The following is a 14,430-nucleotide window of genomic DNA, read 5'->3' on the forward strand; positions in this document are numbered from 1 at the left end:
GATGTTATTAAATCAAATCCATCTGTAGAAAAGCTTGAAGACGAACAGTTCGATCAACAATTTTACGTAGCTTTCGTAACAAAAGAATCTGCTGAAGATATGCAGAAAAAAATTATGAAAGTTTCAGAAGTTGAAGAAGTAATTGTCGCAACTATTGGGAAACCAGCTACTGCTGTAGCAAGTGTGTTAGAGTATGACGGCTTTGAACAAACGGTTATTTCACAATCTGCTGAACAAGGTTTCAATGCATTCGAAATTTCAGTGAAATTACGTGAGGACTGTCTGTTAAAAGCTGCGCGTGTATTCATGGTGTTTGAAATATTAGAAAAAGATGGGGATGTTATTAAATCAAATCCATCTGTAGATAAGCTTGAAGACGAACAGTTCGATCAACAATTTTACGTAGCTTTCGTAACAAAAGAATCTGCTGAAGATATGCAGAAAAAAATTATGAAAGTTTCAGAAGTCGAAGAAGTGATTGTCGCAACTATTGAACATAAGCAATATAGTGAAAAAGAACAAGCAATTCAAGAAGTAGCGGCAACAGCAACGGCAACGGTAGAAGTTGAGGCTCAACCTGCTACTGCACCTGAAACAAATACTGCAGCACCTAAAACTGCAAAAGCTGTGGCTCCTGCTAAGACTGATAAAAGCCATGCGCCTGTTGGTAATAAAACAATTCGTGTTAATATCGAGCGTCTTGATATTTTGATGAACTTATTTGAAGAGCTTGTTATAGATCGAGGACGATTACAGTCTATTTCAACTGAAGTTAACCATGGAGAGTTAAATGAAACTGTGGAGCGCATGAGCCGCGTAATGGGTGATTTACAAACAATTATTTTAACGATGCGTATGGTTCCTGTTGAAACAGTATTCAATCGCTTCCCAAAAATGATTCGTCAGCTATCACGTGATCTAAACAAGAAAATTAACCTTGAAATTATCGGTGCTGAAACTGAACTAGATCGTACGGTAATCGATGAGATTGGAGATCCACTTGTCCATTTAATCCGTAACTCTGTCGACCATGGTATTGAAAATCCTACAGCCCGCCGTGCAAAAGGAAAGCCAGAAGAAGGAACGGTTGTACTACGTGCTTATCATAGCGGTAACTATGTCTTTATTGAAATTGAAGATGATGGAGCAGGTATTAATCGCGAAAAAGTTCTAGCGAAAGCTATTTCAAAAGGTATTGTTACACAAGAACAATCATATTCAATGTCAGATAAGCAAATCAATGAGCTTATTTTGGCTTCTGGGTTCTCAACGGCAGATGTTATTTCTGATGTATCAGGTCGAGGCGTTGGATTAGACGTTGTTAAAACAACAATAGAATCATTGGGTGGAAATATTTCAATTGAATCTACACAAGATGTAGGATCAGTATTCTCGATTCAATTACCACTGACATTATCGATTATTTCTGTCATGCTAGTAGAAATTGAGAAAGAGATTTATGCAATTCCGCTTTCATCAATTATTGAAACTTCAATTATCCGTTCATCTGAAATTATGAATGCGCATAATCAAAAAGTAATCGACTTCCGTGGCAAAGTAGTACCACTAGTATTTTTAGAAGAAATCTTTGAGGTACCTTGCAAAGAACCACAGGATGACGAATTCCATTCAGTGGTCATCGTTCGAAAAGGTGAGAAGCTTGCTGGTTTAGTTGTGGATTCATTCATTGGCCAACAAGAAATTGTGCTGAAGTCATTAGGAAACTACTTAACGAATATCTTTGCAATTTCAGGTGCAACAATTTTAGGTAACGGAAAAGTAGCCTTAATTGTGGATTGTAACGCACTTATTAAATAAGGTGAATGAATAAGAGAGGTGTAAACAATGACAAATGCAGTGGAACAAGAAAGTATTAAAGTAATTGTTTTTCAACTAGCAGATAAAGAATATGCGATTCCAGTGTCACATGTACAAGGGATTGAAAAACTAATGCATATTACGCGCGTACCGAAAACGGCGAAATATGTAAAAGGTGTTATTAACCTACGCGGCGTCGTAACACCAATTGTAGATTTGCGTGAACGATTTGAATTACCTGTCTCTGAGCATGAAGAAACAACGCGCATTATCATTATTTCATTAGAAGATATGGAAGTAGGTTTCGTCGTAGACTCTGCAAATGATGTGTTGGACATCCCTGCTGACTCAATTGAACCACAGCCCGAAGTAGTAGGTTCACTGGAAGAAGATTTTATTTCAGGAGTAGCTAAAATAGATAAACGATTATTAATTTTATTGCATTTAGAGAAAGTATTAAATCCACTAAAGTAGGGATCGATAATGACATATAATCAAAAGATTACATCACTACATTTAGATGTATTAAAGGAAATTGGTAATATAGGTGCTGCGCATGCTGCGACAGCACTTTCCAATCTACTTGGTAAAAAAATTGATATGCGAGTACCGAAGGTTGAAATGGTGTCATTTAATGACATGATGGAGCTTGCTGGAGGATCTGAAAATGTCGTAGTTGGAATCTTTCTACGCATTGAAGGTGATGCGGAAGGTAGTATGTTCTTTATCCTGCCTATTGAACAAGCAAATCGCTTTATTCGTCGTCTTATATTTGATGAATCATTCGACTTTAAAAAACGACCTGTTTCAGAGTTAGGCTTATCAGCTATGCAGGAAATGGGGAATATTTTATCTGGCTCTTATTTATCTGCGTTATCTGACTTTACGAATTTAAAAATTTATCCAACTGTGCCGGGACTAAGTGTTGACATGTTTGGAGCCATTATTAGTATTGGTTTGATTGAATTATCACACGTTAGCGATAATGTTATCGTAATAAACACATCCATTTTTGAAGACGGTGTAGAAGATCAGGAAACGGTAAGAGGGCATTTCTTCTTATTACCAGATCCAGACTCATTTGATGCTATTTTTAAAGCATTGGGAGTTTCATAGATGATACAAAACAGTAGCAATGGGCAAGTTATAAAAGTTGGGATTGCACAAATGGATGTAGTAAAGTTACCAAATACGATAAGAACATCAGGTCTGGGATCTTGTGTAGGTGTCATTTTATATGATGAATCAAAAAAATTTGCTGGTTTAATTCATGTGATGTTGCCAGATTCGAGTTTAGGTAGACAAGAGTCAATAAATGTGGCTAAATTTGCTGACACAGGCATTGCGGCAATGATTGACTTATTAAAGTTAGAAGGCGTTCAAAAATTCAAGCTAAAGGCAAAAATTGCAGGTGGTGCGCAGATGTTTCAATTCACTTCAGATAAAGATTCCATGCGCATCGGCCCACGTAATGTAGAGGCTGTAAAGCATGAACTAAAGCGTCATGGAATTCGTTTAGTTGCCGAAGACACAGGCGGTAATAGTGGTAGAACAATTGAATTTAATCCTGCGACTTCGACATTACATATTCGAACGGTTAACCAAGGAGTGAGCGAAATATAATGTTTGGTTCTATTTTTTATAACCTATGGGGAGCGTTATTTGCCTTTTCTATATATTTTTTTAGTACATTTCTAAAACCTTATACACCACTACGAATTATCATAGGGTCATTTGTGGCGGGAATAATTGCGTTTTTCGTCATGTATATTGTTAGATTTTTAATTGCCTACGTTTTATTCACACCTGAGGGCGATGCAGAAGTCGGTGAAGGTAATCATGAAGAAAACGAATCCGACAATCGCGAGGAAGACAATCAAGAAACACCGACGGCCAACTCTACCGTCGAGTTTCAAGATGAAAACTCAGAAGAAATTGCTCAAGTTGTACGCACAATGATGCATCGTGAGGATGATCCGCAATTAAATAATGCTTAAAAATGGGAGTCGCGTGTAGCGGCTCTTTTTTATAAATATCTTAATTCTTGCATATTTTTAATTTTATGGTGACTTAGTGACCTTGGACTAAATCCAAACTTAAAAATGCTGACACATAAATGTAAAGAATCTGTGATAGAGTACGAGAAACAAATGAAATTATAGTCGATTCTTGTTATAATATAGGAAAGAATTAGATGGGTTATTATGTTAAGTACTCATAACTAGTAACGCTTTGTTGCTTATGTCGAGGCATAATGAATCTTCTTTCAACAAGTGTTTACGTAGCGAAAGTGGAACGTCAGCTACAAGTGTTTTTGTATTGGTATAAGACAGTGGCAAACAGGCGCGTAGATGCGTTTTTTAGAGAGGTGGATTACATGACACAACCAATTCTGAACGATGAACAAAAGCTGTGGAACCGCTGGATAAATGAACGTGATCCAGATGCTGGTGATTTACTTATAAAAAAATATATTTCTCTAGTATCCTATCATGTACAACGTATTGGAGCGAGCTTACCAAAGAGTGTATCGCGAGACGATTTAACGAGCTTAGGTATGGTAGGCCTTTTTGACGCGTTAAATAAATTTGATATTAATAGAGACTTGAAATTTGATACATATGCTTCTTTTAGAGTAAGAGGAGCAATTATTGATGGTTTACGTAAGGAAGATTGGTTGCCGCGTTCCGCACGTGAGAAGGCAAAGAAGTTAGATGCACAGATTGAACAGTTAGAACAAAAATATATGCGTCATGTAACACCTGAGGAACTTGCAGAACATATGACTTTACCTGTTGAGGAAGTATACCAAACTGTACAGGAGCATTTCTTTTCAAATGTTCTTTCCATTAATGAGCAGCAAGATCAAGATGAGACTGATGGAAAGTCATTTGTAATTCGTGATGATACGACAAAGACACCTGAGCAAGCTGTCGTTAGGTCAGAACTGCTAGGGGATTTAGCGGAAAACATCCAAAAGCTCAATGATAAGGAGCAGCTGGTGCTTAGTTTATTTTATACTGAGGAATTAACATTAACAGAAATTGGAGAAATGCTTGGATTATCAACATCACGCATTTCACAAATCCACTCTAAGGCGCTATTAAAGCTACGGAAATTATTATCCAATGAAATGGTTAATGCATAATCATCTTTAGATACATATCGTTGAAGGAGGAAGTTTCATGAGTTTAAAGGGTGTCGAACTACAAATTGCTATTCCAAAAACATTTGAAGCAGGAAAAATGGCGGATCAGGCACAACAACAAACTTTGGCTCAGCAAGCACATGCAAATGAAGCGTTAAAAAAAGAAATAGAACGCAAGCAAAAAGTTGTGAATACTTCAGAGGGTATGGATGAGATTAGTGAAGATGAAGAAGCAGGTGGCGAGTATATAAAAGGTACTCGAAAAAAGAAAAATAAGGATAATGAGAATCGAGAAAAGCAAGCGCAGCATCCGTTTAAAGGAAATTTCGTGGATTATAGCGGATAGGAGTTTACTATGACAATCATACTAATTGCAGTTTTATTTATTTTACAGCTACTTTCATTTTATTTTCTTATCATATTAAATACGAAGCTAGCAAAATTTAAGGACCTAGAAAAAAAACAGGAGCGCTTAATGCGTGAAATGGATGACACAATCAGTCTCTATTTAGCTGATATGAAAGATGAAAATGATCGTCTAATTCAAGAGTTGCAAAGAGTTTCAAAGTTTGAAATTCAAAATGCTGTGAAACAGGAAGAGCCAATTGTGAGACAGAAGGAGCAGGAGCAATCTCCTTCTCTGACAAAGGAAGAAAGCACAGTAGACGGTTCTGTTAGTTTAGATAATGAACCGCGTGTTTATGTGCCCAAAAATATCGTAGCCAATGCTTATTCACGTCAGAAGCAAACTGGTGCTAAAAATGATGCAAATAAAACTGAGGCTAAGGTGGCACATTCAGCCCAGCAACCAACTGATGCAACCAAAAAGGAAGAAGCAAAGCCATTAACGATCGAACAACAAGCTGTTGAATTAGCGAAACAAGGTAAAACTGCAGAAGAAATTGCCAAGCAGCTTCAAAAAGGAAAGACAGAGATCGAGCTTTTATTGAAATTTCATCACTAAAACAGTTGCGAATGGTATAAAGCTATGATATAGTTGCAAATGGTGTTATTAATACACACGCATTTTGATGTAGTAAGTGGTGCTCTAAGCTTAGGGTAGCTTGTTGCAAGTGATAAATGCGGAGGATAAAAACCAAACATACTAGGAGGAAATACACATGTCAGTAATTTCTATGAAACAATTACTTGAAGCTGGTGTACATTTCGGTCACCAAACTCGTCGTTGGAACCCAAAAATGAAGAAATATATCTTCGTTGAGCGTAACGGGATCTACATCATCGACTTACAAAAAACTGTTAAAAAATTAGAGGAAGCTTATGACTTCATGCGTCAAGTTGGTCAAGACGGTGGTAAAGTTCTTTTCGTTGGTACGAAAAAACAAGCACAAGAAGCGATCAAAGATGAAGCTGAACGTTCAGGCAACTACTACATCAACCAACGTTGGTTAGGTGGTACTCTTACAAACTTCGGTACAATTCAAAAACGTGTTGCACGTATGAAAGCAATCGAAAAAATGGAAGAAGATGGAACTTTTGAAGTTCTACCTAAAAAAGAAGTAATCCAACTTAAAAAAGAACACGAACGTCTAATCAAATTCTTAGGCGGTATCCGTGATATGCACGCTCTTCCAGACGTTATGTTCGTGGTTGATCCACGTAAAGAACGTATTGCTGTTGCAGAAGCTATTAAATTAAACATCCCTCTAGTAGGTATTGTTGATACAAACTGTGATCCAGATGAAATCGACTACGTAATTCCTGCTAATGATGATGCTATTCGCGCTGTTAAACTTTTAACTGCTAAAATGGCTGACGCTTTAATCGAGTCAAAACAAGGTGAAGAGGAAGCTCCAGCTGTAGAAGCTGCTGCTGAGTAATTCACATTTACAAAAAGGTGATAAGTGGCTCAAAACCCTTATCACCTTTTTTAGAACTTATCACTAAAATTTGTACAACCAATTTGAGGAGGAAACACTAAATGGCAAACATTACTGCACAATTAGTAAAAGAATTACGTGAAAAAACTGGCGCTGGAATGATGGATTGTAAAAAAGCGTTAGTACAAACTGATGGCGATATTGATGCTGCAATCGATTTCCTACGTGAAAAAGGTCTTTCTTCAGCTGCTAAAAAAGCTGACCGTATCGCTGCAGAAGGTACAACTTTCATTTTAGAAAATGGTAACGAAGCAATCATCCTAGAAGTAAATGCTGAAACTGACTTCGTTTCTAAAAACGATAAATTCCAGGTATTAGTTGCTTCATTAGCTGAACAATTACTTGCTGCTAAACCTGCAACAGTTGAAGCTGCATTAGAGATTGCAAATGCTGAAGGTGTAAAAGTTGTTGACCAAATTTCAACAGCAATTGCAACTATCGGTGAAAAAATCACTCTTCGTCGTTTCGAAGTGAAAACAAAAACTGATGCAGATGCATTCGGTCCTTACTTACACATGGGCGGCCGCATCGGTGTATTAGTTACTTTAGAAGGTTCTACAGATGCTTCAGCTGCTAAAGATGTTGCTATGCATATCGCAGCTATTAACCCTACTTATGTTTCTCGCGATGAAGTTTCTGCTGAAGAAGTTGAACGTGAGCGTAAAGTATTAACTGAACAAGCTCTTAACGAAGGTAAACCAGAAAACATCGTAGCAAAAATGGTTGAAGGTCGTCTTGGTAAATACTTCGAAGATGTTTGCTTACTTGACCAAACATTCGTTAAAAACTCAGATCAAAAAGTACGTGACTTCGTTGCTTCAACTGGCGGTTCAGTAAACGGCTTCGTACGTTACGCTGTAGGTGAAGGTATCGAAAAACGTGAAGATAACTTTGCTGAAGAAGTAATGAGCCAAGTTAAAGGTAACTAATTTACTTGCGTTTGATCCTAATCAAATAATATCTAGATTTTCTAGACAAAAAATGGGGAACACAACATAGCGTGTTCCCTATTTTTCCGAAATGAGAGAAAAAAGATATAATTAGTTCATCCACTGAAAATTGTGAATGACATTTGTTAACACTTATACTAAGTATAAAAGTTGATTAGAGTGGAGGCTGGGCGACTCCTTGGGGATTCGCAATAGAGGAACGAAGGCTTAAAAAAATCACGTCCTGTGATCCGCCTTCGTGACCAACATCGTGTCGCTGTCGCTACGTTAGCACTGCGTTTTCGCACAAAGAACATCTGTTAGCCAAAGCGGCTCATCGGACGCCCCTAGGAAAGCCCAGTCGGAACTAAAATCAACCACGCGTATGGTAATGATCTATATAATTTCCTATTCTGCCTTATTCGTAACTAGCAATTATTGTTATTTGTACTATAATGGAAAAGGGATTAATGATGTTTTAAATAAAGTCTGACGGAGGTTTACAATGAGTGTGCCACAATATAAACGAGTAGTTATAAAATTAAGTGGTGAAGCGTTAGCTGGGGAAGCGGGCTTCGGTTTATCACCAAAAATTATCAAGGCTGTTGCAGAAGAGGTAAAACAAGTAGTAGATCTTGATGTAGAAGTTGCTGTTGTTGTAGGTGGCGGTAATATATGGCGTGGAAAAATCGGTAGCGAAATGGGGATGGATCGTGCAGCAGCTGATTATATGGGTATGCTAGCAACGGTTATGAACTCTTTAGCGTTACAAGATGCACTAGAGAAATTAGGAATTGAAACACGTGTGCAATCTTCTATTGTAATGACACAAGTAGCGGAGCCATATATTCGCCGTAAAGCAGTTCGTCATCTAGAGAAAAAACGTGTAGTTATTTTTGCAGCAGGTACTGGTAACCCATTCTTCTCTACTGATACTACAGCTGCGTTACGTGCAGCTGAAATCGACGCTGATGCGATTTTAATGGCGAAAAATAATGTAGATGGTGTTTATTCTGCAGATCCAAAAGTAGATGCAACTGCCGTTAAATATGATACACTCACATACTTAGACGTTATCCAACAAGGCTTACAAGTAATGGATTCAACAGCTTCTACTTTATGTATGGATAACGATATTCCGTTAATTGTCTTCTCAATTACGGAACCAGGTAATATTAAACGCGCCGTACAAGGCGAGAAAATTGGAACAGTTGTTAGGAGGAATGTATAATGGCTAAACAAGTTTTAGAACAAGCTAAAGAAAAAATGAACAAAACAATTGCCGCTTTTTCACGTGAACTAGCTTCAATCCGTGCAGGTCGTGCAAATGCTTCACTATTAGATCGCATTACGGTTGATTATTATGGTGCACCAACACCGATTAATCAGCTTGGAGGTGTTTCGGTACCAGAAGCACGTTTATTAGTAATTACACCTTACGATAAAACAATTTTAGGTGAAATCGAAAAAGCAATTATGAAATCAGATATTGGTATTACACCAACAAATGATGGATCTGTTATTCGTTTAATGATCCCTGCTTTAACAGAAGAGCGTCGTAAAGATCTTGTGAAGCAAGTGAAAAAAGAAGCAGAGGATGCAAAAATTGCAGTACGTAATGTTCGTCGCGATGCTAATGATGATCTGAAAAAACTTGAAAAAGCTGGCGAAATCACAGAAGACAATCTACGTGGCTACGGTGAAGATATTCAAAAATTAACTGATGAATTCATCGTTAAAGTAGATCAAGTGACGAAAGAAAAAGAAAAAGAAATTCTAGATGTGTAAGCTACTCACTTTGCATATCTACGATGGAACTTTTTGATGAGATGAAGGCGTCCTATATAAAGGACGTCTTTTCTCTTTACTGTTAAAGTATCTTCATTCAGCGGGTGTCCAAACATTTACTGAGATAGTGGAACTTTAATTGTTTTAAGGGAAGTATCTTTCATCTATTTTTGCTTTCTTTTAAGATTAAGAAGAACTATTCTTTATATGAACTAAAATACATTATTGAAAAATTGAACGAAATAAGGGGAGCAATACCCCATTTTAACCTTAAGTTGAGTGGGCGTGATAAAAGTCTTAAAAGCCCATCTTAATAAAGAGTTCATTACCAAAAGTCGGAATATGTCATGCAAAGTCGATTGTCGTTTCGACTATACTCAACTGTTCGAAAGTTAACTCAACATATGGTGATATCTTACAATGTATGTAGTTCTAAAATAAGGTAGTTCATACATAGTCAATTTAGAGGGAAAAAAAAGACAAAAAGCGCTTTTGTTTGTTATGATAGGTTAGTATACGTCTGATTAGTTGTAGTGGGGGAGTTAGCATGTTTAAAAAGCTATTAGGTAAACAAATAAATATAGATACACTATCATTGGAGGAACGTGTTGCCATTGCTAAAAACGAGCCGATTCCTGCCCATGTCGCGATTATTATGGACGGAAATGGACGTTGGGCAAAGAAACGTGCCATGCCACGTGTTGCTGGGCACCATGAAGGTATGAAGACGGTACGAAAGGTAACTAGATTTGCGTCAGATCTAGGTATTAAAGTTTTAACGGTATACGCGTTCTCTACAGAAAATTGGAAGCGACCAAAACCAGAGGTCGATTTCCTAATGCGTTTACCTGTAGAATTTTTAGGTTCCTTTTTACCTGAAATGATGGAACGCAATGTACGTGTTGAAATGATAGGAGATCCATCTTTGTTACCTGCACATACGCAAAAGGCGTTGTTTGAGGCGATGGAGGAGACGAAGCATAATACGGGATTAATTTTAAATTTTGCTCTGAATTATGGAAGTCGTTCGGAAATGGTTAACGCCATGAAAACAATGCTTCAGAAGGTGCAGGATGGTCAATTAACGATGCAAGACATAACAGAAGAATGCTTGACATCTCATTTAATGACGGCTCATCTGCCAGAGCCAGATTTATTAATTCGTACAAGCGGTGAAGTGCGATTAAGCAATTTTATGTTATGGCAGCTCGCTTATACAGAATTTTGGTTTACAGATACATTATGGCCAGATTTTAGCGAGGAAAACTTACTGAAAGCGGTGGAAAACTACCAGAAACGTAATCGCCGTTACGGTGGGTTGAAGGGAGAAGAAACAACTTGAAACAACGAATTATTACGGCAATAATTGCAGCAGCACTATTTATTCCATTTGTTATTTATGGAAAAGTGCCATTTACAATACTTGTGCTTGCAATGGCTGTTGTTGGCTTTTATGAAATACTAAAAATGAAAGGTATTTCACTTTTTTCAGTACCTGGATTTTTAGGGTTACTAACATTAATAGTACTTGTAATACCAACGAACTGGTCAAATAAGGTGGTAGATGCAATAGGCTATTCCTCCAATTTAATGGTTGTGTATGGTCTAATGATGCTATTGCTCATATACGTAGTACTTGTAAAAAATAAAATTACATTCGATGAAGTTGCATTTATTTTATTAGGTGCGTTTTATGTCGGATTGGGCTTCCATTACTTAATCGAAACTCGAAGCTATGGTTTAGAGTTTGTCGTATATTGTTTACTTGTAGTTTGGACAACTGACTCAGGTGCATATTTTGTAGGAAGAAAACTAGGTAAAAATAAGTTATGGCCTGAAATTTCACCGAAGAAAACCGTGGAAGGTTTTATAGGGGGAATTGTCATTGCAGTAATCTTTGCTCTAGGGATGCAGGCAATTTATCCATTTGCAGATGGTTACGTCTCACTTATTATCATCACAATCTTTGCGTCAATTATTGGTCAAATGGGCGATTTAGTGGAATCAGCTATCAAGCGACATTTTGACGTAAAGGATTCAGGCAATATTTTACCTGGGCATGGCGGTATTTTAGATCGCTTTGATAGTCTATTATTCGTCGTGCCTTTACTACATTTTTTACATCTTTTTGGTAACTAGGAACAATAGAGGCTCATCGGACTCGAAAAACGAAATCAACTCTATGTTATGTTAATGAGCCATAATAATAGCATTTTCCTCTAAACAGAGTGGTAATAATCGTGCTATATCATTTTTGCTGAGATAGAAAAAGGGGACAATTTGTCGTGAAAAAAATTAGTTTACTTGGTGCAACTGGTTCAATCGGTTGGCAAACCTATGATATTTTAAAAGAACAACGCGATGCCTTTCATTTAGTGGCGTTTTCTTCAGGGAAAAATATCGAAAAAACCCGTGAAATGATTGAAACTTTAAAGCCTGAGCTTGTATCTGTTCAGTTAGAAGAAGATGCAATTATGCTCGCTAAAGAATATCCACAAGTTCACTTTACGTTTGGTGCAAAAGGGCTTGTAGAGGTAGCTACACATCCTGATTCGACGGTACTAGTAAACGCGGTTCTTGGAAGTGTTGGACTAGAATCGACATTAGCTGCAATTCGCATGGGCAAAACAATTGCCATTGCCAATAAAGAAACACTTGTAACCGCTGGACATTTAGTGATGGCAGAAGCCAAGAAATACAATGCAGCAATTTTGCCGGTTGATAGTGAGCATTCAGCGATTTTCCAATCGATGAATGGTGAGAATCCAAAAAATATTGAACGTTTAATTATTACGGCTTCTGGTGGTAGCTTCCGTGACAAAACACGCGAAGAATTGAAGCATGTAACGGTTGCAGATGCACTAAACCACCCGAACTGGTCAATGGGTGCGAAAATTACGATAGATTCTGCTACAATGATGAATAAAGGACTAGAAGTCATTGAAGCGCATGTCTTATTTGATATGCCATATGATAAAATTGATGTACTTTTGCATAGAGAAAGTATTATTCACTCCCTAGTTGAGTATCATGATACTAGTGTCATTGCACAGCTTGGTACGCCGGACATGCGTGTACCTATCCAATATGCATTAAGTTACCCAGATCGTATGCCGCTGCATAACGGACAACGACTCAATTTAGCACAAATTGGTCAGTTACATTTTAAAGAAATGGATTTTAAACGTTATCCAGCATTGCGACTAGCATATGAAGCTGGGCGCACAGGCGGTACAATTTTAACAGCGATGAATGCAGCGAATGAAGCGGCGGTTGCAGCATTTTTACAAGGGAAAATAACATTCCTAGAAATTGACGAAACGATTGAGCGTGTTATGCAAGCACATAACAACATATTAGTGCCAGATTTACAAACAATTTTGCATGTAGACAGTGAAACAAGAAAAACAGTGTTAAACATGATAAAATAAAAGAGAAAAGATATCGTTAACTATTCGCTTTTAAAGGTGGGATTTTATGCAAACAGCTATTGCATTTATTTTGATATTTGGCCTACTAGTATTCTTCCATGAATTTGGTCACTTCTTATTCGCGAAACGAGCAGGAATTATGGTTCGAGAATTTGCGATTGGTATGGGACCAAAAATTTATGGAAAAACACATGGTGAAACAATCTATACGTTACGTTTATTGCCGATTGGTGGTTACGTGCGTATGGCTGGTGAGGACATGGATGGTACCGAATTACAGCCGGGCTATCGAGTAGGGCTTATTGTAGATGAAGATAATGTTGTAAAGAAAATTATCTTTAATCAAAGTAATAAGCAATTACCAGATTTGTTATTTTTAGAAGTTGAGCGTGCCGATTTAGAAAATGAATTGTTTGTAGAAGGCTATGATGAAGAAGAAAAATTAGTTCGTTATAATGTTGCAAGAGATTGTATTCTTGTAGAAAACGGTAAAGAAACGTTAATTGCACCATATGATCGTCAATTTAACGCTAAAACAGTCGGTCAACGAGCTATGACAATCTTTGCAGGCCCGTTATTTAACTTTATTTTAGCTTTTATTATTTATCTGCTAATTGGATTATTTAATGGTGTACCTACGTATGAGCCAATCATCACAGAAGTAGTAGAAAATGATCCAGCTGCACAGGCAGGAATGCTTGCAGGTGATAAAGTAGTTGGCATTGACGGACAAGTAGTTGAAAAGTGGCAAGATTTAGCTGCGATTGTACAAGATCACCCAGGTGAAAATATTACTGTAACAGTTGATAGAAATGGTCAGCAAGTTAACCTAAATATGAAAGTAAAAGAAATAGAACAAAATGGCGAAAAATATGGTCAAATAGGGGTTAAGTATGAGAGCCCACGTGAGTTTAATCCATTGAAAGCTGTTGTTTATGGCGCTCAAGAAACTTATAATATGACTGCTCGAATATTTGAATTGCTTGGTATGTTAATTACCGGTAAATTCACGATAGATGCTCTATCAGGTCCAGTAGGAATTTATAAAGCGACAGAGCAGGTAGCTCAATATGGATTTATGAATTTAATGAATTGGGCTGCGATGTTAAGTATTAACCTTGGTATAATGAACTTACTACCGCTTCCAGCACTTGACGGTGGACGTCTATTATTCTTTGGCTTCGAAGCAGTAAGAGGTAAACCAATTGATCGTCAAAAAGAGGGTCTTGTGCATTTTGTCGGTATCGTACTATTGATGATCTTAATGGTCGTAGTTACTTGGAACGATATACAAAGATTCTTCTTTTAACTAAATGAAGTTAAGTTAAGTTTTTCAAGAAAAACATATTTAGAAGAAGCCCTGGCAATTACGCCAAGGTGAAAATTGATTGAAAAAACATAGCTTTGAGCGCAAT

16 protein-coding genes are annotated in these 14,430 nt (G+C 37.3%); all 16 read left to right on the top strand.

Going from position 1 to position 14,430, the window contains the following annotated elements; translation table 11 throughout:
- Nucleotides 1-1,818, top strand: a 1,818-nt coding sequence (locus ACZ11_RS20925; protein WP_082172856.1) for a chemotaxis protein CheW, incomplete at its 5' end; no start/stop codon positions are given.
- A gap of 27 nt (nt 1,819-1,845) precedes the next feature.
- A complete protein-coding gene (locus ACZ11_RS20930; RefSeq protein WP_049668459.1) occupies nt 1,846-2,292 on the top strand; it encodes a chemotaxis protein CheW in 447 nt (148 codons plus the stop codon).
- 9 nt (nt 2,293-2,301) lie between these two features.
- Nucleotides 2,302-2,934, top strand: coding sequence for a chemotaxis protein CheC (locus ACZ11_RS20935; RefSeq protein WP_049668460.1), 633 nt, complete (start codon nt 2,302-2,304; stop codon nt 2,932-2,934).
- Nucleotides 2,935-3,441 (top strand): chemotaxis protein CheD, encoded by a 507-nt coding sequence (locus ACZ11_RS20940; protein WP_049668461.1) that lies wholly within the window; start codon nt 2,935-2,937, stop codon nt 3,439-3,441. It begins immediately after the preceding gene.
- Nucleotides 3,441-3,815 (top strand): hypothetical protein, encoded by a 375-nt coding sequence (locus ACZ11_RS20945; protein WP_049668462.1) that lies wholly within the window; start codon nt 3,441-3,443, stop codon nt 3,813-3,815. Before ACZ11_RS20940 ends, ACZ11_RS20945 begins: the two co-directional genes overlap by 1 nt.
- A gap of 380 nt (nt 3,816-4,195) precedes the next feature.
- Nucleotides 4,196-4,966, top strand: a complete 771-nt coding sequence (locus ACZ11_RS20950) for a FliA/WhiG family RNA polymerase sigma factor (RefSeq protein ID WP_049668463.1) — start codon at nt 4,196-4,198, stop codon at nt 4,964-4,966.
- Nucleotides 4,967-5,003: 37 nt separating this feature from the next.
- On the top strand, nt 5,004-5,312 hold the full coding sequence (locus tag ACZ11_RS20955) for a hypothetical protein (protein WP_049668464.1): 309 nt from the start codon (nt 5,004-5,006) through the stop codon (nt 5,310-5,312).
- A gap of 9 nt (nt 5,313-5,321) precedes the next feature.
- Nucleotides 5,322-5,930: a DUF6115 domain-containing protein gene (locus tag ACZ11_RS20960; RefSeq protein WP_049668465.1), complete on the top strand. Its 609-nt coding sequence runs from the start codon at nt 5,322-5,324 to the stop codon at nt 5,928-5,930.
- 157 nt (nt 5,931-6,087) lie between these two features.
- Nucleotides 6,088-6,807 (top strand): 30S ribosomal protein S2, encoded by a 720-nt coding sequence (rpsB, locus tag ACZ11_RS20965; protein WP_049668466.1) that lies wholly within the window; start codon nt 6,088-6,090, stop codon nt 6,805-6,807.
- A gap of 101 nt (nt 6,808-6,908) precedes the next feature.
- Entirely contained in the window at nt 6,909-7,796 is an 888-nt protein-coding gene (gene tsf / locus ACZ11_RS20970) for a translation elongation factor Ts (protein ID WP_049668467.1), read from the top strand.
- A gap of 505 nt (nt 7,797-8,301) precedes the next feature.
- A complete protein-coding gene (gene pyrH / locus ACZ11_RS20975) occupies nt 8,302-9,027 on the top strand; it encodes a UMP kinase (RefSeq protein WP_049668468.1) in 726 nt (241 codons plus the stop codon).
- A complete protein-coding gene (gene frr / locus ACZ11_RS20980) occupies nt 9,027-9,584 on the top strand; it encodes a ribosome recycling factor (protein ID WP_049668469.1) in 558 nt (185 codons plus the stop codon). The genes pyrH and frr overlap by 1 nt, the downstream gene beginning before the upstream one ends.
- A 547-nt stretch (nt 9,585-10,131) precedes the next feature.
- Complete coding sequence (locus tag ACZ11_RS20985) at nt 10,132-10,926, top strand: isoprenyl transferase (protein WP_049668470.1); 795 nt, start codon at nt 10,132-10,134, stop codon at nt 10,924-10,926.
- Nucleotides 10,923-11,723, top strand: coding sequence for a phosphatidate cytidylyltransferase (locus ACZ11_RS20990; RefSeq protein ID WP_049668471.1), 801 nt, complete (start codon nt 10,923-10,925; stop codon nt 11,721-11,723). Before ACZ11_RS20985 ends, ACZ11_RS20990 begins: the two co-directional genes overlap by 4 nt.
- A gap of 146 nt (nt 11,724-11,869) precedes the next feature.
- On the top strand, nt 11,870-13,015 hold the full coding sequence (gene dxr, locus ACZ11_RS20995) for a 1-deoxy-D-xylulose-5-phosphate reductoisomerase (RefSeq protein WP_049668472.1): 1,146 nt from the start codon (nt 11,870-11,872) through the stop codon (nt 13,013-13,015).
- Between the two features lie 46 nt (nt 13,016-13,061).
- Nucleotides 13,062-14,324, top strand: a complete 1,263-nt coding sequence (gene rseP, locus ACZ11_RS21000) for an RIP metalloprotease RseP (protein ID WP_049668473.1) — start codon at nt 13,062-13,064, stop codon at nt 14,322-14,324.
- The last annotated feature ends 106 nt before the right edge of the window (nt 14,325-14,430 follow it).

The sequence above is a fragment of the Lysinibacillus xylanilyticus genome (assembly GCF_001183605.1).
Classification (GTDB): domain Bacteria; phylum Bacillota; class Bacilli; order Bacillales_A; family Planococcaceae; genus Lysinibacillus; species Lysinibacillus xylanilyticus.

Bases quoted from the DNA above. Each gene is read 5' to 3' on its own strand.
- rseP (WP_049668473.1), top strand. From the start codon at position 13,062: ATGCAAACAGCTATTGCATTTATTTTGATATTTGGCCTACTAGTATTC.
- ACZ11_RS20940 (WP_049668461.1), top strand. From the start codon at position 2,935: ATGATACAAAACAGTAGCAATGGGCAAGTTATAAAAGTTGGGATTGCA.
- tsf (WP_049668467.1), top strand. From the start codon at position 6,909: ATGGCAAACATTACTGCACAATTAGTAAAAGAATTACGTGAAAAAACT.
- ACZ11_RS20985 (WP_049668470.1), top strand. From the start codon at position 10,132: ATGTTTAAAAAGCTATTAGGTAAACAAATAAATATAGATACACTATCA.
- rpsB (WP_049668466.1), top strand. From the start codon at position 6,088: ATGTCAGTAATTTCTATGAAACAATTACTTGAAGCTGGTGTACATTTC.
- ACZ11_RS20930 (WP_049668459.1), top strand. From the start codon at position 1,846: ATGACAAATGCAGTGGAACAAGAAAGTATTAAAGTAATTGTTTTTCAA.
- ACZ11_RS20935 (WP_049668460.1), top strand. From the start codon at position 2,302: ATGACATATAATCAAAAGATTACATCACTACATTTAGATGTATTAAAG.
- pyrH (WP_049668468.1), top strand. From the start codon at position 8,302: ATGAGTGTGCCACAATATAAACGAGTAGTTATAAAATTAAGTGGTGAA.
- ACZ11_RS20950 (WP_049668463.1), top strand. From the start codon at position 4,196: ATGACACAACCAATTCTGAACGATGAACAAAAGCTGTGGAACCGCTGG.
- ACZ11_RS20960 (WP_049668465.1), top strand. From the start codon at position 5,322: ATGACAATCATACTAATTGCAGTTTTATTTATTTTACAGCTACTTTCA.
- frr (WP_049668469.1), top strand. From the start codon at position 9,027: ATGGCTAAACAAGTTTTAGAACAAGCTAAAGAAAAAATGAACAAAACA.
- ACZ11_RS20955 (WP_049668464.1), top strand. From the start codon at position 5,004: ATGAGTTTAAAGGGTGTCGAACTACAAATTGCTATTCCAAAAACATTT.
- ACZ11_RS20945 (WP_049668462.1), top strand. From the start codon at position 3,441: ATGTTTGGTTCTATTTTTTATAACCTATGGGGAGCGTTATTTGCCTTT.